Source organism: Shewanella alkalitolerans, from assembly GCF_019457575.1.
Lineage (GTDB): Bacteria > Pseudomonadota > Gammaproteobacteria > Enterobacterales > Shewanellaceae > Shewanella > Shewanella loihica.
In genome coordinates this window covers 3,816,584-3,838,934 of the sequence record NZ_CP080422.1, presented here as the reverse complement: position 1 = coordinate 3,838,934, position 22,351 = coordinate 3,816,584, and the positions used below count along the sequence as shown (strand labels likewise).

Sequence of the window (22,351 nt, the reverse complement as noted above, 5' to 3'; positions counted from 1 at the left end):
AAACCTATAATAAGGAGACTTTTGATGGGTATCAAAAAGTCAACATGGCAAGGCTGCAGCTCTGTGGGGCTAGCGGGATTATTGGCGACGGTCAGCGCCTTTTCTTGTGCAGCCAGCTCTCCGGTCGTCGGGGAGTCATTGAACCAAGCGTCGTCGACACCTTTGGTGAAACTCGCCAACAAGATGCTGGTGAGTAATAAACTAAAATTCCAACCGACAGCTCAGACCAAGCTGGCCAAACCTAGCATCTCGGCGTCGAACCAGGCGCTGATGGAAGCCCAATACCAGGAGCAGATGGCCTCGGCCGTGGCACTGGAACAGTACAGCGACACCGCAGTGCAAGCCGAGCCAGGCTCGGGCGCCATGCCTGCCCCCGAGCTGAACTTCGATGGCCTGACCCGTAGTGGTTTCGATGAGGCACCAATGCCTGATGCGGCGGGCGATGTCGGCCGCGACCACTATGTTCAGGTGGTTAACATGGCGTTTGCCGTGTGGGACAAAGAGGGCAACCTGCTGGTTGACCGCACTCCGATGACAGAGTTCTGGAAGCGTCTGGGCGGTGTCTGTGGCGACCCTAATGCCAACCCGGCTCCCGCTAAACCCTGGGAGAGCCCGACCACTGAGCGTGAGCCTATCGTGCTTTACGATCAGCTCGCCGACCGCTGGGTCGTGACCCAAAATGCCTATGTCTCGGGTAAAGAGAGCCGTCAGTGTTTCGCCGTCTCTAAGACCAGCGATCCTACCGGCGACTGGCACCTGTATGAATTTGAATTAAACGGCGACAAGTGGCACAACGGTGCCCAGCTCGGCGTATGGAGCGACGGTTACTATCTGTCGGCCAATCAACACAACAAGAGCGACAACAGCAAAGCCGGCACTGCCGCCGTGGTGTTTGAGCGTGACAAGATGCTCTACGGCGTACCCGCACGTTCTATCTATTTCGATGCGCCGCTGACAGCTAACCTGCTGCCGGTGGATCTCGACGGTAAGCGCGCCCCAGCCGCCGGTACCCCTAACTACTTCCTCAGCCTGCAGGACGACAAGGTCCATGGCAGCGCCCAGGATGAGATCCAGGTATGGGCCTTCAAGGCCGACTGGAACAACCCGCAGAACAGTCAGTTCAGCCAGGTTGCCGCGCTGGCGACCGAGCCATTTGATATCAATGAGGCCTGTGGCAATACCTGTATCGAGCAGGATTCCTGGGGCGGCGATTCTTACAACGCCCTGAAAGCCTACCAGGATAAGCTGATGTACCGCGCCGCCTTCAGACAGTTTGGCGATCACCAGAGCCTGGTGGTTAACCATACGGTTGACGTGGGTGAGCAACACTTCGGCGTACGTTGGTATGAGATCCGCAACCTGGGTGCAGGTGCCGAGATCTTCCAGCAGGGCAGCTATGCCCCTGATGTTAACCACCGCTGGCTGGCGAGTATGGCGATGGATGCCTCGGGCAACATAGGCATGGGTTTCGCCATCTCGGGTGAAGAGATGCTGCCTTCTGTACGCTATACCGGTCGCCTGAATGGCGATCCTCTGGGTCAGATCTCACTGGCTGAGCAGGTGCTGGTGGACGCAGAGGCGGCCCAGGTGAACTCATTTGACGGTCACTATGGTAAGCGCAGCATGATGACAATCGATCCGACGGACGATTGTAGCTTCTGGTATACCCAGGAATATGGCGCCGACCATGACTTCGAGTCTATGTGGGCTACCCGTATCGGCAAGTTCAGCTTCCCTAACTGTGTGGCCGATCCTACCGGTATGCTTCACGGTGTGGTGACAGACAGCGTCACCGGCCTGCCACTGGCGAATGCCGAAGTGGTTGCCGGTCCATACAGCACTGTGGCCGATGAGGAAGGTAAGTATCAGCTGCAACTGCCTGTGGGCGATTATCAGGTGTCGGCCCGTGCCTACGGCCATACCAAGGCGAGCCAGGGCAGTGTCTCTGTGGCCAAGGATGCCGATCTTGAGCGCAACGTGGTCTTGACCGAAATGCCTCAGGTAACGATTTCGGGCAAGATCAGCGATGGTTCAGGCCACGGCTGGGGCGTACCCGGTGCGATCAGCCAAAACGGTGAGCTGATCCCGACTACGCCTATTGCTACCGATGCGATCGATGGCAGCTTCAGCGTCGTAGGCTACGAAGGCTGGCCAGTGGCGATCACCGCCCGTGCACCTGGCTATCAGCCAGAGACCATGGATCTGGTGCCAGGCAGCGATGGCGTGAGTGGTCTCGCCTTTAACCTGGCGGTAGACAAGCAGGTCTGTAGTGCCCTGGGTTATCGCAAGATAGATACCAATACCGCATCACTGGTGAACTTCGAATCGCCAGACTTCCCGCCTCAGGGTTGGACAGTGGTCGATGCCGCGGGTACTGGTATTGTCTGGAAGACCAACGAGCAGTGGGAACGTCCTAACAACACCACGGGTGAGGGGCTTGCGGCCTCGATCGACAGTGATAAGGGCGGCCGTAAGGCATACGACTCCTCACTGCTAACGCCTATCATGTCGGTCGCCGAGCTGGGCGGCTTCACCACGGTGCGTTTCAAGGAGGGCTTCCGCCCATCCGGCGACTCGGCCCTGGACATGGATATCAGCGTCGATGGCGGCGAGTGGCAGACCCTGCACTCGGCCAATGCCAGCGAACAAGGCACTGTGGTTAACGTCGATATCGGCGAAGCCTTGGTGGGCGGTAGTAACTTCCGTCTGCGTTGGCGCTACCATAATGCCAACGAATTCGCCTGGGATTGGTGGGCGCAGATCGATGACGTCGAGTTTGGTCTGGGCTGCTCCATGGAGCAGGGTGGTCTGGCTGTGGGTAACATCACAGACGCCAACACCCAAGAGGCGATCGCACAGGCCAAGGTATGGCTAGGTGATACTCAGGTAGCGACCAACACCGAGGGGCAATATCGACTGTTTGAAAGCGCTGGTAATCAGGTGATCTCGGCAACCCAGAGTGGCTATGGCGTGAGCAACAGCCAGTTGACAGTTACCGACAACAAGATTGCCGTACAGCACCTGAGCCTCAAGGCGGGTATGTTGGAAGTGGATAAGCCAGAGCTTGCGGCAACCGTGCGTAGCGGTAAGCAGAGCGAGCTGAGCCTGACGGTGAAGAACGTAGGTAGCCGAGGAGTGAACTACCGACTGGGTGAACTGGCCGCGACCGTCGAGGGCGAGCTGGAAAACCCTGTGCTGGAAGCAGAGCTTGGCTTTGGCGAGTCTATCGAGAAGTCCAGCTTGGGACTGGCGGTACCTTACAGCGCGACTATCGACCGTAACACGGGTGACCTCTGGGTTAACAACGTTAAGTTGTTTGGTGGCGACAACAAGCTGTATCGCTACAGCGCCGAGGGTAAGCTAATCGGTGAAGTGATCGACTTCAGCGCCATGCTACCAGAAAACGCTCTGGTGACCGATCTGGCCTTCAACAGCCGAACCGGCATGTTGTGGCAGGCGGCGCTGTTTGCCGACAACTGTATCCATGAGATCGATCCTAATAAGCTGATGGTGACAGGTAAGCGAATCTGTCCAGGCGTGGGTGGCATCTCGGGTCTGGCCTATGATCCTGTGTCGGGTGACTTCATCGCTGGTGTCTCTAACAAGATGAGCATTAGTTACTTCAACGAAGATGGCGAAGTACATCTGACCAAGGACGTCGGCATTGCTCCTGCGGGTCTGGCCTACAACTCGGCTACGGGTCACCTGTTTATCAGTACCAATGGGCCTGCAGATCCCGGTTCTGAGAAGGTGGATCAGGCGCTGGATATCTACACTGTGGATAGCCATGACGACTTCCGCATGATCGGCGCGCTCGATGTCCCTGGCATGAGCAACTATGGTCAGACGGGTCTGGATATCGACTGTGACGGCAACCTGCGTCTGGTCGATATCGAAGGCAGCAAGATGTTCACCGTCTCCTCTGGCGAGACCGGCGTGTGTGACCATAAGGATGTGACCTGGCTTGACGTGTCTCACACCAGCGGTCAGCTGAGTGTAGACGGAGAGCAAGAGGTGACCTTCGATGTCGATACCAGCGACCTGGAGCCTGGCGTGCATCAGGTACAGCTGCTGCTGCAAAGCGATACTCCATATGGTACTCAGGCGATTCCGCTGTCACTGACGGTAGAAGCCAAGGTGCCGGGCGCCGTGGGCTTTAAGGCCACAAGCTATGAGGTGAACGAGGCCGATGGCAGCGTGACCCTGATGGTTGAGCGTCTCGGTGGTGTCGATGGTGAGGTGAGCGTTAACTACCGCGCCGTCGATGGCACTGCCACTGCCGGTGAAGACTTCACCCTGGCAGAAGGCACGCTGACCTGGGCCGACCAAGACGCTGCGGCCAAGGAGATAGTGGTTGCCATCAGCGCGGACGACAAGGAGGAGGCGACCGAGTCCTTCAGCCTGGTCCTGTCGAGCGATGATGAGCAAGTTGCCGTCTCTGACAACAGCATTGCCAACGTCAACATTGTCGATAACACCAGCTCGTCGAAAGGGGGCGCGGGTCTACAGCTACTGCTGGGTGCCTTGCTCGCCTTCGGATGGCGCAGAAGAGTGAATCGTTAAACGATAAAAGGTGCCTTCGGGCACCTTTTTTACCTGTAGAGAGGTAACAGACAATGAGTAATCACAATCTGGCAATCATCTTACTGACACTCCCCCTGCTAGGAGGCGCGATGGCCTGCGAACCCAACAGCGATGCCGAGAAGGCCAAGAACAAGCCTAAGGTGCAGCAGAGTGCGGCCCAGAGCAGCTCGCAAGCGGTCAGCGACATGGTGCCCGCCAATAATGACAACAAGCCCGCCGACAAGCCAAAAGGGGATCGCACTGTGCCTAACCACAGGCTGCCGTTCGAGCAGCAGCTCGACGAGCAGGCCGAACAGCGCGAGAGCGGAAAAGAAGCACAAGCCCAGCCAGGACAAGAGAGTGTTCCCTGCCAGGCGGAACCCACAGAGCAGACAAACCAGAGTAGATCCCAGGCAAAGAGTGAAAAGCCGGGCGAGCCGGTAAAACCGGGTGAATCTACGCCCGAGTGCGATAAACCGCGACAAGAATAAGCTCATGAAAAAAGAGGATGCCTGATAAGAGATAGTTAGGGCAGTTTGATTAAGCCTTGTGGCGAGAGCGAGGCCCTGTGCCTATGGCCAATGGGCGCTGGCGGCGATGCTGGAGAAGTGTGCCCCAATATGACACTATGGGAAGTGATCACAGATTATGATAAGCAAATTCAATTTGGGCGCATTTACCGGTAGAACCGCTAAGCGGTTAATCTTATACATTATTTTATTTAGTGTGCTGATCACTATCCTGTCGTCGGCGCTGCAGCTCTATGTGGAATACCAAGACGAGGTGGTCCAGATTGAGCAGCAGATCGAGCAGGTGCAAAATTCCCACCTCGACGGCATCGCCCACTATCTGGAGCAGAATAATCCCGCCCAGCTACAGCTGCTGATCGAAGGCCTGGTCAAGCTGCCGGATATCGAGCGCATCAGCATCATAGCGCGGGACCGCGTGTTACAGCGCACCGGTGAGGTGATGTCCGATAGGGTGATAGATACCAAGTTCCTGCTCTATCCCAAGAAAAGTGCGAACGCCAAGGAGCCGCTGGGCACACTGCATCTGGTGGCAGGGCTAGATCCCCTCTATGAGCGCCTCAAACAGAAGATCTGGTTTATCCTGATCGCCACCGCGGTGAAGACCTTTCTGATCGCCGCCTTTATCCTGCTGCTGTTCCAGTACCTGGTGACCCGCCATCTAAATAAGATCAGCCAGTACGCCCACACCTTAACCCTTAACGGCCATGCGCCGGCCCTGACCCTGGACAGAATGCCAGCGCGCCGAGACGAGGTGGATGAGTTAGATACTGTGGTGACGGCGCTCAACGAGATGCAGACCAGGCTGGCGCAGGAGCTAAGGCTTAGGGAAAAGGCGGAATTTGACAGCCGCAGCAGCCGCGAGCAGCTGGCCCACATGGATAGGGTCACCAGCATGGAGGAGATCGCCAGCAGCATCGCCCACGAGATCAACCAGCCGCTGACGGCTATCGCCACCTATGCCCAGGCCGCGCTGCGCAGTAACAAGGGCGATGAGCGTGTGCCTGAGGCGCTGATTAACGCGCTGGAGAAGATCACCGAACAGGCGCTGCGGGCCGGCGAGGTGATCCGCACCATACGTCAGTTCATCAGCAAGCAGGCCAGCAGTCGCAGCGAGATTGGGGTCAAGGCGCTGCTGACCAGCACCAGCCATCTGCTGGAGACGCTTGAGTCGCAATATAAGGTGAGCCTGGTGCAAGGGCTCGCCGACGAGCGGCTCACCGTTATCGGCGATCTGGTGCAGCTACAGCAGGTGCTGTTCAATCTGCTGCGCAACGCCATGGAGGCCAGCCCGCCCGAGAGCATTATCGAGATCTGGGTTGAGGTGTGCGGCGATAAGGTAAGCATACGCATTCGCGATCGCGGTTGTGGCATAGACGCCGAGGCGGCCAAGGAGATCTTTACCCCCTTCTTTACCACTAAGCAGGAGGGGATGGGCATGGGCCTGGCCATCTGTAAGACCATCATCGATGCCCACAACGGCGAATTGCTCTTTAGTATCAACGAGTTTGGCGGCTGCGACTTTACCATGCTGCTGCCCCAGGGGGAGAAGCTCACTGCTGAGTCTGAATCACAATCGGAAAATAAGCTGCAGAGCGAACAGGGGCCGGTATCATGAAGCATGCGCCTCTGCTCAAACTCGCCGGCGCCCTGTCTCTGATCCTTATCGGTTTCATCGGCATCACCCTGTGGCAGCATGAGCCGCTGGATTCGGGGGCCGGTAAGGGGGATCCCCTGCTCAAGGTGGTAGAGGTCAATATCTATGGCCACTCATCCTTGATGTCTTTCGAGGAGCAGAATCAAGAAGTTATCGATACCTTCAGATCCGTGTGGACTGGCACCCTGGTGGGTGGCAAGCGGGTACCCGGCATCAAGGGCCAGGGGATAGACTTCTCTGCCAATGAGCAGGCCTATGTGGCGTTCGACATCTGTTGTAAGAGCGATGAGATGAAGCGGGCCAGGGGGCGGGAGATCACCTTCGACTTTGGCGGCATCAGCATGGGGATGTGGATAAAACCTTTAGCAATCAATGAGCAGGATATCTATCCTTTGCTCGGTGGCTGGTATGGCGATGTGCAGAGCAACAAGCTGAGGATCAATCAGGGGCATCTTGAGCTGCTGATCTATGACGCCTCAGGCTTCTCCCCCGAGGTGGCGGTGCGCTCCCGCACCGTGCTCAGTAACGATCGCTGGTACCACATCGCCCTGGTACACGACGGTCATCAGGCCAACCTCTATATCGACGGTGAGCTGGATGCCAGCGATACCCTAGATCGCAAGGTAGGCTCCATCATGAATGACTTCTTTATCGGCGGGATCCCCAGCGGCTATCCCAACTTCGGTCAGGCGCGTTTTCCGGGGATCATCGATGAGTTTGTGATGTCTGAGCGGATCTTCTCCGCCAAGGATGTCAGAGCTATCTATGGCCTAGTGCCTAAAGGCACTCTAAATTAGTGCCTAAAGGCACTTTAAATTAACGCCGAAAGGCGTTTTAAATTAGGGTCGAAAGGCACTTTAAATTAGCTCCGAAAGGCACTTTAAATTAGCGCCGAAAGGCAATTTAAATTAACTTAAATGAAGCACCAAATGGCACCCAGATGGGTGCCTTCGTTTTTAATGAATGATTGCTTAGTAGCAATCTCCGCCCGCCGCCAGCTGCAGCTGGGGAAGATCGTTGATGACGATATGCTTACGGTTGACCGACAGCAGCCCCTGCTTCTGCAGGCGGGTAAACTCGCGGCAGACGGTCTCCGAGGCAACCCCCAACAGGTTGGCGATATCCACCCGGCTCATGGGCAGGGTGATCTGGGTCGCCGTCAGGCGGTTGGCGATGTTGAGGATCAGCGAGGCGATCGCCGCCTTGACCTGCTTGAGCTGGATAAGTCTCAGGCTCTGATCCGCCTGCATCTCCTGGCTGAGTAGCTTGAGCATCAGCTGCTGCACTATCGGCTCCATGGCGGATTGTTGCAGCAACTTGGCGAAGGGGATCTCATACAGGCTCGAAGGTTCCAGCGCCACCACAGAGTAGAAGTGTTTATGGTTACCCAGGCCGCCGGCGCCTATGACGTCGCCCTCCATATAGAAGCCAGTCACTATCTCCTCGCCTTCCGGGGTCAGGCGATAGCTCTTGAGGGCGCCCTTCTTGACCACAAACAGGGAGTCAAACTGGTCCTGTTGGCGCAGCAGATATTGCTCCGCCTTGAGGTGGCGAAAACGCTTGGTGACGCTGGTGAGTTGCTGTAGCAAACTGCTTGAACATCCACTTTCGGCAATGGAGAGTGCATCGGGGAATGGGCTTGAGGTGCCGGGTTCAGCCAGTAACGCAGCGCCGAACATCTGTTTTTCAACCGGGCTGAAATTACCCTGCTGTGTTCTACCTGTCGATATGGACTTAATCATGTTGCACCTCAAAAAACTATCTGTTTTTAAATAAAATTTTATCTGTTTTCTCTTGGTCATCCTCTGATGATGTATCGATTGTAACGTTAATGTAACTTTTAAAAATATCCGCAAATGTCCCTAGGCGGGGATCGGAAAATACCTATGCTTGCTGTTTTTTTGACTAAAAATTGCCAAATAACGGCTAGTTTTTGTTTGTTTATTTATCTGTTTTATTTGAATAAATATTTTTGCCGTTGGCTTGGCGATGAGTTGGCGAAAAAATGTGAAAAAATTTACCTTTTGTTCACCTTGTTTGGGATGTGACTGTAGAGAGAGAAGGACTGGCTTTTTTAGGAAGGCTGCTTCGAGGAGCCCCGCCCTCAGAGAGGGCGAGGCAATAGAGGGGGAGTTTCTTAGATGACTTAGCTCTGCAGTATCTTGAGCGGCAGCCCAAGCATGTCATCGCCGCTACCGGCCAGGTACCAGATGATGGCGACCAGGGCGCCTACGGTCAGCAGATACCAGATGGTAGAGAAGATCTGCCCATATCTGTCCAGCGGCAGCAGATGGCTCTGGTGGCGGCTCTTCCACTCGAAGACGATCTCCAGGCTACCGATCAGCAGCAGGAAACCCAGCAGCGCCAGCCCCAGGCTATAGCTGATGAAGACGCCGATGGCGGCGCCGGCCACACAGGCGATCAGCCCCATCAGGCTGTTCATGGAGAAGCTGATGCTCTTGAGGATGTGACCGCCGTCCAGCGGCAATATGGGCAGCAGGTTGAACAGGTTCAGCAGGGCGTTGAAGGCGGCAAGCCCGGCAAACAGCGGGTTGTCTGTGATCCAGTAGGCGACCAGGGCCGCTATCGACATTAAGAGGCCGAAGGTGGGCCCCATGATGGAGATCACTACATCCTGCCAGCGGGTGTTGATCTTCTCATCGCTTAGCGCCAAGCCACCCATGAAGGGGATGAGGTAGATCCCCTTGGTCTTCATGCCGAAATATTTCATGGCGCGAATATGCCCATACTCGTGGAACATGAGGCAGGCGATCAGCGCCAGGGCAAACTGGAAGGAGAAGAGCCAGGAGTAGGCGGCCACGCTGGCACCGGCCAGCACCACCTTGATCACCTTGGCGCTCTTGAGCAGCTTAAAGCCCAAGGAGGCCAGGCCCACCAGGCTTAGTTTCTGTGGCGCCTTAACTGGGGTGACCGGTGTCTGACGCTCGATATCCTTGGCGTTGCGGCTGCCTTCGCTCAGTACGGCGTCTTCGCTCAGCAGGCGATAGTTGAGCGTGAAGGGTTGCCAGATGAGGTCTACCTCCAGGGTGAGGGGGATCTTCTGCACCGTCTCTTGCTGCGGGTCGTGGCGGCTTAACTCAAACTCGTGGTTTCTCAGCCCTTGGTTCTCGGCACTGGCCTCCTTGACCGACACCAGCTGATTGTCCCAGAAGAGTTGTTGCCAACCGGCCAGCGAGCCTTCGAGGCGCAACTCTTTGCCTAAACAGTCTATTCTCAGTAGTTCCACGTGTTTTCCGTTATCCGTTACCGCTATCTGGCGGGGATTATGCCTGTAAAGCCATGGCAAAGAAAAGAGGCCCGACAATTTTGCCGGGCCTCGTTAGTCGTCTAATCAATTGAGATCACTTACGATTGCTATAGTCGAAGCTGATCTCCTGGCCTTCGTTGACCACTATGCAGGGGCCGTGTTCGCGCTGGGTGCGGTTAAAGGCCGGGCCGATATGTAGCTCGACGTTGGCGAAGATATGCTTGCAGGCCTCGATGCGGTACTCCTGATAATAGTTTTCCACTTCCTGCTTGATGGCGTTGAACTCCTGCTCCTCCCGGGACCACTCCTCGGTGATGCGGCGCTTCTCCTCCAGCATCCCCTTGACCTGCTCGACCATGAGGGCGTCGTCCTGCCATTCGGCCTTGGGGGGCAGCTTGTTGAGGCTGGCCTCGATATTGAGCTTGGCCACCACCATGTGTTTGATCCCATGATCCAGCTGCTTGAGCTCCTCTTTCAGCTCGCCGCACTTCATGGCGCAGAACACCTCGGTGCGGGTACCGGCCGTGGCGCCTATGATCACCGCCTTAACCCCCTTATCGGCCTGGGCCACGCCGCCCACCAGGTCGCCGCGGCGGCCGTTGGCGTCGCTGACGATCAGTTTCCCTGCCGTCTGGGTGTGGCTGTGCAGCAGCTGTTTGGTGACCAGGATGTCGCCCTCGGCCTGCAGCTCAGAGTATTGCACGAACTGAGCGGAGATCTGCCCCTTGGCAGATAGCTTGGTAGAGAGTTGATCTTCCTTGAGCTGGCGGCCGATCACCCCCTTGCTGACGGTAATATCACCATCGGCGATCAGCTGGGCCGAGTCGACGAAGCCCATCACGGTTATATCGCCGGTGGACTTGACCACCATGCCTTCATGCACGTCGCCGGTAACCAATACACTGCCCTTGAAGTCGACGTTGCCGTAGCCGATATCCACGTCCTTAATCTGCAGCACGTCATCGACCTGCATGCCTGTCTTGGTCTCTACCGGCTGGCCGGCGACCGTGGCGACCAGCACATTAGGGTCGGACTCCAGCAGCTCGGCGCCCGTGCCCGCGGTGAGTTTAAGATCTTTGCCGGCGATCGGCAGCAGCGGCTCACCCTGAACGTTGTAGCCCTTAGTGCCTTCGGTGGCGGGTATCTTAACCATCAACTTGTCGTTGGGTTTGACCATGATGATCTCGCCCAGATTACGCATGTCCACCGTGCCGTCGGCTCGCTCCTGGGGCTGTAGCAGACGCTCCCTCGCCAGCGGCACCTTACGCTCGACGATGGCGTTGGTGCCATTGATGGCGGGCTTGCCGTGGGCGAACACCTCGCTGCAACTCTCGCCTGGGGCCAGGGTCGGCAGCTTGGCCAGCAGAGCCTCTATCTTGACCTTGCTCAGCCCCATGCTGATCTGCTCGGCCTTGAGGGCCCTTAAGATATCTTGCAACGTCAGTGACTTGCCACCCCAGGGGGCGGTGAGTGTCATCTCGGCGCTCATCTTGTCGTCGCTGAGGGTGATGGTTATCTCGGCGTCGCGGCGCTCGGCGATCTCGAAGAACAGCTCATACTGGCCATCGTCCTGGCCGATGACCTTGTTGACCTGGGCGACGGCCTTTTCGATAACATTCTTACGGGGGGAAAGCTGGCAAAATTCGGGGAGGGTGAGCAGTTCGAGAATGGCATCCACCGTCAGTGGGCCATGGGTATTGGGAATGACTTTTAATTCGGCTAAGTTTCCGTCACTACTCAGTTCTATCAGTCCAGGATCCAGCATAGAGATTTCCGCAGGTTAATTATTATTTTAGTTAGTATTCTCCCGAGTATAACAGCATAAAGTTTGACCTATGAAGCCCTATTTTATGATGCAGATGAAGCGCATGATTGAAATGAGATCTCGTGCGAAAAAAGCCGGGCGACCCCGGCGTTAAATAACAGATTAAACAGTGTTTTTTTAGCGAGTTACGCCTTGCGGTTGGCGTAGATCTTGTATTTGTTGTTCTCGGCAGCCACATTCACGGTTTTGAAGAATTTGGCTACGGTGTCACTGTAGGGCAGGTGGCGGTTGGCCACTATCTGAAAAATACCGCCAGACTTAAGCTGGGCCTCACTCTCCTGCACGAAGCGGGTCGCTATCTCTGTGGTGCTGTCCAGGCCGTCGTGAAACGGAGGGTTGGAGATGATGGCGTCGAACATGCCCTGGGTCTGTGTCAGGCCGTCCGAGGCATAGACCTTGGCCTGCATGCCGTTAGCTGCCAGGGTCAGCTCGCAGGAGGCCAGCGCCATGGCGTTGATGTCGACGCACTCGAGTTCGAGATCTGGGTTGGCCTTGAGTAGGGCGGCGGTGATCACCCCGGCGCCGCAGCCAAAGTCGAGCACGCGCCCCTTAAGTGTGGGCAGGTGCTCAAGCAGCAGCTCTGTGCCCTCGTCGAGTCGTTTCTCGCTAAAGACGCCCACCAGATTGCAGATGGTCAGCTCCCCCTGCGGCGTGCTCAGCACATAGTCTTTGACCCAGTCGCTGAGTTTGATCTCTGGCGCCTCGCTTAGCAGGCTGCTGCTGTAGAGCATGCAGTGACGGGCGTTGTCTAGCTTGATGCCGCCATCGAAGTAGTCAGGCAGCTGTTTGGTGATAGAGCGGATGCCGCCCTTCTTCTCACCGACGATCACCAGCTCGCCACCCGGAATAAGATGACGTCCGGCCAGGTTGATCAGGTAGGGTGCCAGGCTCTTAGATTTGGGGTAGAAGAGCACCACGGCATCGAAAGTTTGCGTCGATGGCAGCTGATGACCGAAATGGCACTGCAGACGGGCATTTTCATGGCTTTTGATGCGCTGAAAATGGTTGAAATCCAGGGCCAGAGTCGTGACTTTTGCGGCATCTTCCAACAGGGCCGTCGCCAGAAGATCGCACTCATGATTGATGAGCAAAACATTCTTTGATTCAAACAGTTCGATATTTCTTAGGACGACTTGAGAAGGATTAGATAACACGCGCAACCACAGGCCAAAGGGGAATTTGCGGCAATTATAGCCCAAGCCCATATATTATCAGTAACATTTATTATGCCAGTTTGCCGATTCTTGCCTAAGCTATATCTCATTAGCGGATAAATATCCTTTGTTATGTGAGATTTGGCGCATAACTGAGGTCTATAGGAGATAGAGGAGCGAGGATGCGGCGATTGTCGACATGGATGTGCCTACTGGGCCTTTGTTGCGCTAACGTTTTCGCCGCTCAGGTGATCGTCAACTCCTCTGTGGAGATCGCCGACATCACCCCGAAAGATCTCAAGCTGATCTTCGCCATGCAGAAGCTCTATTGGTCCGACGGTCAGAAGATCCAGGTCTTCGTCCTCCCCAGCAACTCCCCCATACATGAAGAATTTTGCTATCAGCAGCTGGAAATGATGCCCTATGTGCTGCGTCATCGCTGGGACCGCCTGGTGTTTTCCGGCGTCGGCGAGCGGCCGGTCACCCTGGATTCCGAGGCGCAGATGCGCGAGAAGGTGGCCAGCACGCCCGGGGCAATAGGCTATGTGTCTGGTGGTGGCGGCGCGCTGGCCGTCGAGGTTGGTATCGAGCGTCAAGGAGGACAAGATGAAGCCGAGCACTAGTCGCTTAACCCTATTGGCAGGCATCTTAGGTTTGCCGATGGCCCTCTGCCTACCGCTTACCGCACAGGCTCAGAGCAATCAATGGCAGGTCAATGGCTTTATCGGTCAGGGCTATATTTCAGCCGATGGCAGCGAGTTTATCGTTGGCGAGTCGGGAGACACTTTCGATGTCACCGAGGCGGCGCTGCACCTCTCCTGGATGCCGGATGAGCACTTCCGTGTGGCGGGGGCTGCCCGTTATCGTCAGTGGGGGAACCTGGATGAGTCAGGTCTCTCCGCCGACTATCTGTTTGCCGAGTATAAGTTCATCTTAGATCAGGGTTATGTAGGGGCCAGGGGCGGCCTGTTTAAGAGTGAGGCCGGCTTCTACACCAGTACCCGGGATGTCTCCTTTACCCGGCCGGGGATCTTGCTGCCCCAGTCTGTCTATAGCGACTATCTTCGCGATGCTCTATTGCATATCACAGGCGGCGAGCTGTTTGGTGGTCATCCAGTGCTGGACGGCTCACTGGAATGGCACCTGACCCTGGGGGATGCACAAACCTCTGACGACCTGACCCGTAACGTGGTGGGCTCGAAGGAGTTTGGCCGCTTCGATGCCGATGGCTATTGGGGCGCGGATCTCGAGTATCAGGACGACAGCCTGAGGCTAGGGCTCACCTATTTCGACGCCAAGAGTCGTTATCAGTCCCATCTGGGGGGGCCTTTTGCCGATGGCAGCCTGCGATCTAAACACTGGATAGTGTCGGCCCAGTACCGGATTAACTTCCTCGAATTTACCGGCGAATACCTGCATTGGGATCGCTATGTGGGCGGGGTGTTTGTGCCGCCAGAGCTGGGCATCTATGAGGTGAGGGGCTATGGCTACTATCTGGATGTGCGCGGCTATCTGCCGGGGGATGTCGAGGTGTTTGTTCGCTATGATCATCAGATACAGGATGAAAAGGACCCAGATGGCGACAAGCTGGCCGAACGAGGGCTGCCCGGCTACTTTGGCTACGCCCAGGACTGGACCATTGGGACCCGCTGGCTGCCTGCGAAAGATTGGATGGTGGCGGCGGAATACCATAAGGTACGCGGCGCCGCTTGGGTGACGCCTATCCTGCTGCCGAATCCGGCGGTGCAGGACAAGGACTGGTCGCTGTTTGCCATCGAAATATCCTACAAGTTCCAGTGGTGATCCCATGATAGTGAATCACCCCAATCGCTTCTTGAGTATCAAATGGAAACTCCTTATCGCGGTGATTCTGATCTTGACCCTGGTGGGTGGGGTGATCTGTACCTTGGCCTACCAGCAGCTACTGAACCAGCAGAAGATGTTACTGGAGGCCCAGCGGGACAAGCTGGCCCAGAGCCTCTCCTTCTCCATGAGCACGGCGGTGGAACATTCGCTGCAGGCGGCGATGCAGCTTGGGTTTGTGGCCAATGCCAAGGGCGATGATGGCGCCGAGGGCTATCAGCTACTGCTGAGCGAGAACTGGCCCGACGTACAGCTCTATTGGGATCTCAAGGGCTTCGGCCTGTATCAGCTAAACGGTGAACGACTGGCCCACGCGGGCGAGCCACACTCTCAGGACGATCTCCAGTGGCTGATGCAGAGTGAGGCCTCCTATGAACTCACCTCAAGGGTGGTGTGTGTCGAGGACTGTGTGATCCAGGTGCTGGTGCCGACCTTGGTGAACAGCAAGCCTCATCTGTTCTTCTTCGAGTCGGCGCTCACCGAGGTGATCAGCCACTTTCGCACCGACAAGTCGATCGAGCTGGCGGTGTTAGGGGCCCAGTCTCGTGGCGCCGAGCCAGGGCCCCTGTGGGGGCGTCATCTTTATAGTATCAGCAACCGTCCCAGTAGCTTCGCCCTGCTGAGTCACATGGCCGGTAGCTACTCCTGGCAGCAGATCTCCCTCGGAGAAGGCATCTATAGCTATCAGGACAGCCACTGGGCGGTGTGGTCCTTCCCCTTGGATAAGGTGGAAAACGCTCCGGCGATAGTGGTGTTGATGAGTCTGGAGCAGTGGCAGCAGATGCTCTCTACCTTCCAGCTGGGGATGGTGGGCACATTGCTGGTGGGGCTGATCTTGGCCGCCGGTCTGGTGTTGTTGGTGGCTTGGTCGCCAGTCGTCAGCCTGGCGCGCCACGCCAGCCTCTTGCCCCTGTTGGCGGACCACGACTTTGGCAGCGTGCGCACCAGCCTACCGAGTAAGCCATCCTGGTTTCCCGACGAGGTCGACCTGATCCATCTGGCGACCCGACAGCTGGCCGACAACATGCAGGGGATGGAAAATGAGGTGGACGAGTACACCCATGAGCTGGAGCGGCTCGCCATGCTGGATACTCTGACGGGCCTGCCCAACAAGGCCATGCTGCACCACGAACTGCAGACCGCCATCGCCTGTATCGCCAGCGAGGAAGATCGTGTGGTGCTCATGTTCCTGGATCTCGACGAGTTTAAGCGGATCAATGACACCTTGGGGCACATTCAGGGGGACGAACTGCTCAAGATAGTGGCCGCCAGGCTGACCAATAGCGTGCGCGAGATGGATACCGTATTTCGTCAGGGGGGCGATGAGTTTCTTATCTTGCTCAGGCAGGTGCGCGACGAGCAGGAGGTGAGCAATGTGATCCACAGGATCTTCTCGGCCCTGCAACATCCCGTGGTGCTGGGCAGTCACAAGCTGATCGTTACTACCAGTATTGGCCTGGCTTACTGCAACACCTCGCAGCTCAGGGCGGAGGAGCTTATTCAGCATGCGGATCTGGCCATGTATCAGGCCAAGAGCGCTGGTCGCAGCAACTACCGGGTGTTCAGCGAGGAGATGCTGCATCAGGCCAATAACCGTCTCATGATAGAGCAGAGCATAGGGGCGGCCATCAACGAGGAGCAGCTGGTGCTCTTCCTGCAGCCCATAGTCGAGCTGCCCTCGGGTAGGCTGCGCGGCTTCGAGGCGCTGATCCGCTGGTTCCATCCCGAGCGCGGCCTCATCATGCCGGGGGATTTCATTCCCGATATCGAGCATAGCGAGGCGATCATCGAGGTGGGCAACTATGTGATCCGTAAGGCCTCGGAGTTAGTCGCCCAGCTCAAGTCGGCCGGCTGGCCCGAGCTCTATATCGCGGTCAACCTGTCGGCCAAACACTTCCTGGCCCCTGACCTCCTGAACGTGGTGCGCCAAGAGGTGGAGGCGCAGCAGGTCTCGGCCCAGTCCCTGCTGCTTGAGGTGACCGAGGAGAGCGTGATCGAGCAGGTAGAGCAGGCCATGGCGGCCATGGCGGCGCTCAAGGCGTTGGGAGTGAGGATCGCCATCGACGACTTCGGCACCGGCTACTCTTCGCTGAGTTATCTCAAGCAGCTGCCCTTCGATCTCTTGAAGATAGATCGCTGTTTCACCGCCAATGTGCTCGATGGTGAGGCCGATGCCCATATCATCACCACAGTGATCGAGCTGGCCCATAATCTTGGCCGTCAGGTGGTGGCAGAGGGGATAGAGACTCAGCAGCAGGCGGAGTGCCTCAGCTGTCAGCGCTGCGAGCTGGGTCAGGGCTACTACTTCTCGCGGCCACTGGATGTGGCGTCGGTGTTTAAGGTGTTGCAGGAGATAGAGGAGACTCGTCTGTGGCCCATCAGCCAGGCTCCCCAACCTAAATTGGCTAGGCAGGGGAGCTAGTGAGGATAAGCTAGCGCGTGATGCTAGTATGAGTAGCTAGTGAAAGATAAGGCTTAGTCTTGATTGTCTACCTGAGACACGGGGGCGGCAGATTGACTCTCGGTGCCCTCGCTAAGCAGATCTTCTGCTTGCTGCAGCGCCTGCTTGGCGTCCATCTCCTTAGCGTCCATCTTCTTAGCGTTAGAGTCGCTGGCGGCAGACTGGCCCTCGGTGGCCGGTTTCACGTCCGTAGCCGGATTTACATCTTCTTTCGGCAATACCTGTGAGTCGATGAGATCTTTGGCCTTGCTTTCAACCTCTGCTTCAATCTCAGCTTTAACCTTCACCTCAGTCTCCTGCCGTGCCGCTTCTGGCTCGGCTTCTACTGGCTCGGCTTCGACAGGCTTTGCATCTATAGGCTTGGCAGCCTTAGGCTCTAGAGACTTAGCTGGAGCCTGTTTAGCTTCTGGCTTAGGTTTAGCCGCCTTAGGCAGCAGGCTGATCAGCTTATGGGCGATATCCGTGTTGTCCTGATGGCCGGCAAACAGGGATGAGGCCGGGCCGGCGGCAAACACCTGCACGTCCACACCCGTATGGCCGCCCGTGGTCCAGCCTGTGTTGGATCGCTGGTCAATAAGCTTCTTAAGCTGGGTGGTCAGCACCTGCTCGCCCTGCATTCTGGCGTTATCCAGTGCGCTAAACTCGTCATCGCTCGGGGTAAAACCTAGGGCGTTACTCACGCCGCCCTGCCACTCATCCTGGGCCAATGCCTGCTTAGCGATTTGTGTCGGGCTGGCACTTATCTGGCGTAGCATCTGGCTGTCCCAGCGGTACTCGCCTTGTTTGCCGATTGAGAGACCGCCGGTGTTATGGTCGGCGGTGACAACCAATAGGGTATCTTGATGCTGACGCAAAAACTGCTCGACCACCTCGATGGCGCTGGCAAATTCATGCATCTCTGCCATGGCAGTGGCGATATCATTGTTGTGGCCGGCCCAGTCGATCAGGCTGCCTTCGACCAGAAGCACGAAGCCTTGGTCGTTCTGGGAGAGTAGGTCCAGCGCCTTGGCGGTCATGGTACTCAGGCGTCTGGCCTCCGGCTCATCGATCGCCCAGGGAAGCTGCACGTCGGCGAACAGACCCATCACCTTAGGTTGGCTCACACCCTCCAGCAGGGCTGAATCCTTGATTACCCGATACCCCTTGGCCTCGAACTGCTTGATCAGCTTGTCAGAAAAATATTTCTGACCGCCGCCGAGCATAACGTCGGCATCTGTGCTCAGGTAGCTCTGGGCCAGAGCCTCATAGTTACGACGGCTCTCGTTGTGACTTAAGAAGGCGGCCGGAGTGGCGTGGTTGATCTGGCTGGTCACTGTTACGCCTGTGCTCATGCCACGCTTCTTGGCCAGCTCCAACAGGGTGGGGATGGGACGCTTATCGACATCTACCGACACGGCGCCGTTATAGGTCTTCACCCCTGTGGCCAGGGCGGTGGCGGCCGCGGCCGAGTCGGTGACATAGCCGCTGACGGGCGCCGGATAGGTGCTGGCGTTGCCCACCAAGAGGCGGTCAAACACCGTCTGCTCTATCTCTTGGGTGTTAGGATTGTCCTGATAGTAGCGATAGGCGCTGGTGTAGGCAGGGCCCATGCCATCGCCCACCATGATGACGATATTCTTGGGACGGCTCGGCGCCGTCTGCGGGCCGAGCAGGTTGTCGGCCCAGAGGCTGCCCGATACCAGCGCGGCACCCAGGCAGAGGAGGGAACATAAGCGGGTTAGTTTCATCTTGGCTCCAGATTAACGGGCAATACGCGCTTCGATGGCGTCCATCAGCATGCCTGTGATATCCACGTCGAAGGCGGCCTCGATCTCTCTGATACAGGTCGGGCTGGTCACGTTGATCTCGGTGAGCTTGTCGCCGATCACATCCAGGCCGACGAAGATCAGGCCACGCTTCTTCAGCTCGGGGCCGATGGCGTTGGCGATGGCCCAGTCGCTCTCAGACAAGGGCTGAGCGACGCCGCGACCACCTGCGGCCAGGTTACCCCGGGTCTCGCCCTTCTGGGGAATACGCGCCAAGCTATAAGGAACCGGTACACCATCCACCACCAGGATGCGCTTGTCACCGGCGGTGATATCAGGAATGAAGGCCTGGGCCATAGCATATTGCTGGCCATGGTTGGTGAGGGTTTCGATGATCACCCCTAGGTTAGGATCCTGGGCCTTAACGCGGAAGATAGAGCTGCCGCCCATGCCATCCAGCGGCTTGAGGATGATATCGCCCTTCTCCTGATAGAAGGCGCGGATGCGCTGGGCATCGCGGGTCACGATTGTGTCTGGGGTAAATTCGCTGAACCAGGCGGTAAACAGCTTCTCGTTGGCGTCGCGCAGGCTCTGGGGCTTGTTGACAATCAGCGTGCCTTGCTCCTCGGCGCGCTCCAACATATAGGTGGCGTAGACGAACTCGGTATCGAATGGCGGGTCCTTACGCATCAGGATCACGTCGAGATCTGCAAGCGGCGTATCGACGGCCTCTTCCAGTTGGTACCAGGATTGGGGATCTTGCTTCACCGTGAGGCGACGCATGTTACCCATGGCCACGCCGTTCACCATGGCCAGATCTTGCATCTCCATATAATAGAGCTGATAGCCGCGCGACTGCGCCGCCATCAACATGGCGAAGCTGGAGTCTTTCTTGATGTTAATGTCGCTGATGGGATCCATCACTATGCCAAGCTTTATCATCTCATCTTTCCTTTTGTTAATACTAAGGGGCCGAGCCTTTTAGCTCAGGTCGCCAAACTTAAGTTGCAGTGCGCTAATGGCCGTCAGGGCGGCGGTCTCGGTGCGCAGTACGCGGGGGCCGAGCAGCACGTCGGTGAAGGCATGGGTCTCTGTCATGGCAATCTCTTGGGGCGACAAGCCGCCTTCGGGGCCGATCAGCAGACGCACCCTTGGGGTCTCCATCACCAGGCCATTGATACCATGGTCGGCCCTGGGGTGCAGGTTGAGCTTGAGGGCCTGGGTGGCTTCACCGCACCAGTCGTCGAGCTGCATCGCCGGTCTCACCTCTGGTACCGTGCTGCGGCCAGACTGTTCACAGGCGCTGATCACTATCTTCTGCCACTGCTGGATCTTCTTCTCCAGACGCTCGCCGGTCAGCTTGACGCCGCAACGCTCGGAAAACAGCGGGGTAATCGTATTGACTCCCAACTCGACCGATTTTTGCAGGGTGAAGTCCATGCGATCGCCGCGGGAGATCACCTGACCCAGATGCAGGTTGAGGGGCGATTCGTTGTCGTTCGCCTCCTTGGATAGGACCCGCACTTCGACATTTTTCTTGCTGGCGGCGACGATCTCGGTCAGGTAGTTGTGGCCATCGCCGTTGAACAGCTCGAGCTGTTCGCCGGCGCCCATGCGCAATACGCGCCCGACATGGCCGGCGGCTTCCTCGTCCAGCATCAACTGCTGGTTAAGGTCATAGTTGCCGGGCTGATAGATCCTTGGAATTCTCATGCATTACTCCGCGATACTCTGGGTATCTGTCCGTTTTTGGCACTGAGCCTGGACAAAGGGGTTGTGGTTGCCCTGTTTGGCCGCGATGGCGGCGTCTCTCTGGCACTCAATAGTATCAACTGGATAGCTTTTATCCCATGCCTGAAACAGTTTTAGCTGACTTTTGGCGATCTTAAGGCCATAGGCCTGCTGCATATAGAGATAGGTGCGGGCTATCTGACCGCGGGTCTGGCTGGGGGGCTCCACCTTTCTGCCCTTGAAGTCGACCACCATGGCACACTGGCCATATTGCTCAGCCTTGGCGTTCCACTGGCTGAAGCGGAAGTTGCTGCGATCGCCATTGACCTCACCGATAGCGGGTACCAGGTTATGCAGGTCGCTCTCCATCTTCTTAAACTGTTTGTCTGTCTTGCCGCAGTTTTTGCGACCGCCCTCTTGCCAGCATTGACGCTGATGACCAAATTCCCAGGCGGGGACTATGTGTTCCCACTCGATACGCTTGGCGCGCTTCTCCTGTTTACGTACCTGATAGCCGCAGCGCTCAAAGTCGGGCAGCCACAGCTTACCTGTGATGCTGATGTCGCAGCCACAGTAGAAGCTCTTGGCTGGCAGTGTCTCGCTGTAGATGCTGCGTGCGACCTGTTTGGCTTGATTAAAACTGGTGGGATGGGAGGCGAGGGCGCCCGTGGTAAAGCCGAGCGCTAGCAGCGCCAAGGCGCCACGGAGCAGCGGCCTCAAACTCAATGAGGTAGTTAGCACATCTATTCCCTAAAAATAAAAATTGTCGCCTATCTCTGCCGCGCTCTCTATTTGGCCGGCTTGGTGGCGACTCGTGTGTTGGCACCCACTCATCTTGTACCGCTGAATATGGCGCCATAATTCAAGCCGATTCTACGGGAATCGACTCAGTTCAGGCAAGTTAAGCCGGATTCATCATGCCTCGCCGCCCATGCCACCCAAGGGGGTGAGGGTCTCCTTGCAGCGGCGGCAGCGATACTGAGTCTCTTGTCGCTGCACCTTGTTGTGTCTGCGAATGCTCAGAGGCACGACGCCGCAGCGGCAGCGATAGTCGAAGGTCCGGCCGGCGACCGAATCGGTATTCAGGCTGTGGGTGGTGCTCGGCGTGAGGCCATAGAGTTTCACCATCAAGGCCTGCCACTCCTTGCCATGGGGTTTGACCCGGCCATAGAGCTGATAGGCGAGCAGGTGACAGATCTCGTGGGGCACCACCTGCTGGACAAACTCATCCAGGTTTTCCTCCAGCAACACAGGGTTGAACCTCAGCTTGTTGAGCTGCAGATGGGCGGTGCCGGCGCTCTTGCCCCTGAGTTTGAAGTTCACCTCGGGGCGGGGAAAGTTGCGCTTAAGTTGCCCCTCTGCCTTTTGATAGCAAGATTCAACAGCCTCGAGAATAAGCTGCTGGTGTTCGTTAAGCTCGGTACTATTTGCGGGAGGGCTAGACGTTCTTGATTTAGACGTTCTTGATTTAGACGCTTTGGAGCTAAGCCTGGATGATTCTGGCGTAGGCGTGTGAAACAAGGATTGCAATCGTCGAAACATGAAAGGTCAACAGGC

15 protein-coding genes and 1 pseudogene are annotated in these 22,351 nt (G+C 57.0%); 7 read left to right on the top strand and 9 right to left on the bottom strand.

Going from position 1 to position 22,351, the window contains the following annotated elements:
• The first annotated feature begins 24 nt into the window (after positions 1-24).
• From K0J45_RS16610 to K0J45_RS16595, 4 genes are all read left to right on the top strand, one after another.
• The gene (locus K0J45_RS16610) at positions 25-4,563 is read left to right on the top strand and encodes a Calx-beta domain-containing protein (RefSeq protein WP_220043367.1); all 4,539 of its coding nucleotides are present in this window, start codon (positions 25-27) and stop codon (positions 4,561-4,563) included.
• Positions 4,564-4,616: 53 nt separating this feature from the next.
• Positions 4,617-5,054 carry a hypothetical protein gene (locus K0J45_RS16605; protein WP_220043366.1) on the top strand — a complete coding sequence of 146 codons (438 nt, stop codon included), beginning with the start codon at positions 4,617-4,619 and terminating at the stop codon, positions 5,052-5,054.
• Between the two features lie 235 nt (positions 5,055-5,289).
• Complete coding sequence (locus K0J45_RS16600) at positions 5,290-6,708, top strand: sensor histidine kinase (RefSeq protein ID WP_220043365.1); 1,419 nt, start codon at positions 5,290-5,292, stop codon at positions 6,706-6,708.
• A complete protein-coding gene (locus K0J45_RS16595) occupies positions 6,705-7,544 on the top strand; it encodes a LamG domain-containing protein (RefSeq protein ID WP_220043364.1) in 840 nt (279 codons plus the stop codon). Before K0J45_RS16600 ends, K0J45_RS16595 begins: the two co-directional genes overlap by 4 nt.
• A 174-nt stretch (positions 7,545-7,718) precedes the next feature.
• Here K0J45_RS16595 and K0J45_RS16590 read toward each other — a convergent pair whose 3' ends face one another.
• The 4 genes from K0J45_RS16590 to K0J45_RS16575 all read right to left on the bottom strand — a co-directional run bounded on the left by K0J45_RS16590 (position 7,719) and on the right by K0J45_RS16575 (position 12,994).
• Entirely contained in the window at positions 7,719-8,489 is a 771-nt protein-coding gene (locus K0J45_RS16590; RefSeq protein WP_220043363.1) for a Crp/Fnr family transcriptional regulator, read from the bottom strand.
• 404 nt (positions 8,490-8,893) lie between these two features.
• The gene (locus K0J45_RS16585; RefSeq protein WP_220043362.1) at positions 8,894-9,994 is read right to left on the bottom strand and encodes a site-2 protease family protein; all 1,101 of its coding nucleotides are present in this window, start codon (positions 9,992-9,994) and stop codon (positions 8,894-8,896) included.
• 115 nt (positions 9,995-10,109) lie between these two features.
• Entirely contained in the window at positions 10,110-11,780 is a 1,671-nt protein-coding gene (locus K0J45_RS16580; RefSeq protein ID WP_220043361.1) for a flagellar assembly protein A, read from the bottom strand.
• A 185-nt stretch (positions 11,781-11,965) separates the two neighbouring features.
• The gene (locus K0J45_RS16575) at positions 11,966-12,994 is read right to left on the bottom strand and encodes a methyltransferase (RefSeq protein WP_220043360.1); all 1,029 of its coding nucleotides are present in this window, start codon (positions 12,992-12,994) and stop codon (positions 11,966-11,968) included.
• A gap of 182 nt (positions 12,995-13,176) precedes the next feature.
• On the opposite strand from K0J45_RS16575, the gene K0J45_RS16570 reads away from it, so the two are divergent.
• Genes K0J45_RS16570 through K0J45_RS16560 form a run of 3 tightly spaced genes read left to right on the top strand, consistent with a single transcriptional unit; the run spans position 13,177 to position 17,279 of the window.
• A complete protein-coding gene (locus tag K0J45_RS16570; RefSeq protein WP_011867025.1) occupies positions 13,177-13,617 on the top strand; it encodes a type 2 periplasmic-binding domain-containing protein in 441 nt (146 codons plus the stop codon).
• Positions 13,601-14,797, top strand: a complete 1,197-nt coding sequence (locus tag K0J45_RS16565) for a hypothetical protein (protein ID WP_220043359.1) — start codon at positions 13,601-13,603, stop codon at positions 14,795-14,797. Before K0J45_RS16570 ends, K0J45_RS16565 begins: the two co-directional genes overlap by 17 nt.
• Before the next feature lie 4 nt (positions 14,798-14,801).
• A complete protein-coding gene (locus tag K0J45_RS16560; protein ID WP_220043358.1) occupies positions 14,802-17,279 on the top strand; it encodes a putative bifunctional diguanylate cyclase/phosphodiesterase in 2,478 nt (825 codons plus the stop codon).
• Positions 17,280-17,728: 449 nt separating this feature from the next.
• Here the strand turns inward: K0J45_RS16560 and K0J45_RS16555 are convergent.
• From K0J45_RS16555 to K0J45_RS16535, 5 genes and pseudogenes are all read right to left on the bottom strand, one after another.
• Positions 17,729-19,045, bottom strand: a pseudogene (locus K0J45_RS16555) (alkaline phosphatase); the annotation flags it as partial.
• Positions 19,046-19,057: 12 nt separating this feature from the next.
• On the bottom strand, positions 19,058-20,005 hold the full coding sequence (gene gshB / locus K0J45_RS16550) for a glutathione synthase (RefSeq protein WP_220043356.1): 948 nt from the start codon (positions 20,003-20,005) through the stop codon (positions 19,058-19,060).
• A 39-nt stretch (positions 20,006-20,044) separates the two neighbouring features.
• Complete coding sequence (gene rsmE / locus K0J45_RS16545) at positions 20,045-20,776, bottom strand: 16S rRNA (uracil(1498)-N(3))-methyltransferase (protein ID WP_144204335.1); 732 nt, start codon at positions 20,774-20,776, stop codon at positions 20,045-20,047.
• A gap of 3 nt (positions 20,777-20,779) precedes the next feature.
• Positions 20,780-21,514: an endonuclease gene (locus K0J45_RS16540; protein ID WP_434086969.1), complete on the bottom strand. Its 735-nt coding sequence runs from the start codon at positions 21,512-21,514 to the stop codon at positions 20,780-20,782.
• 195 nt (positions 21,515-21,709) lie between these two features.
• A complete protein-coding gene (locus K0J45_RS16535; protein ID WP_220043354.1) occupies positions 21,710-22,336 on the bottom strand; it encodes a SprT family zinc-dependent metalloprotease in 627 nt (208 codons plus the stop codon).
• Positions 22,337-22,351: the final 15 nt, after the last annotated feature.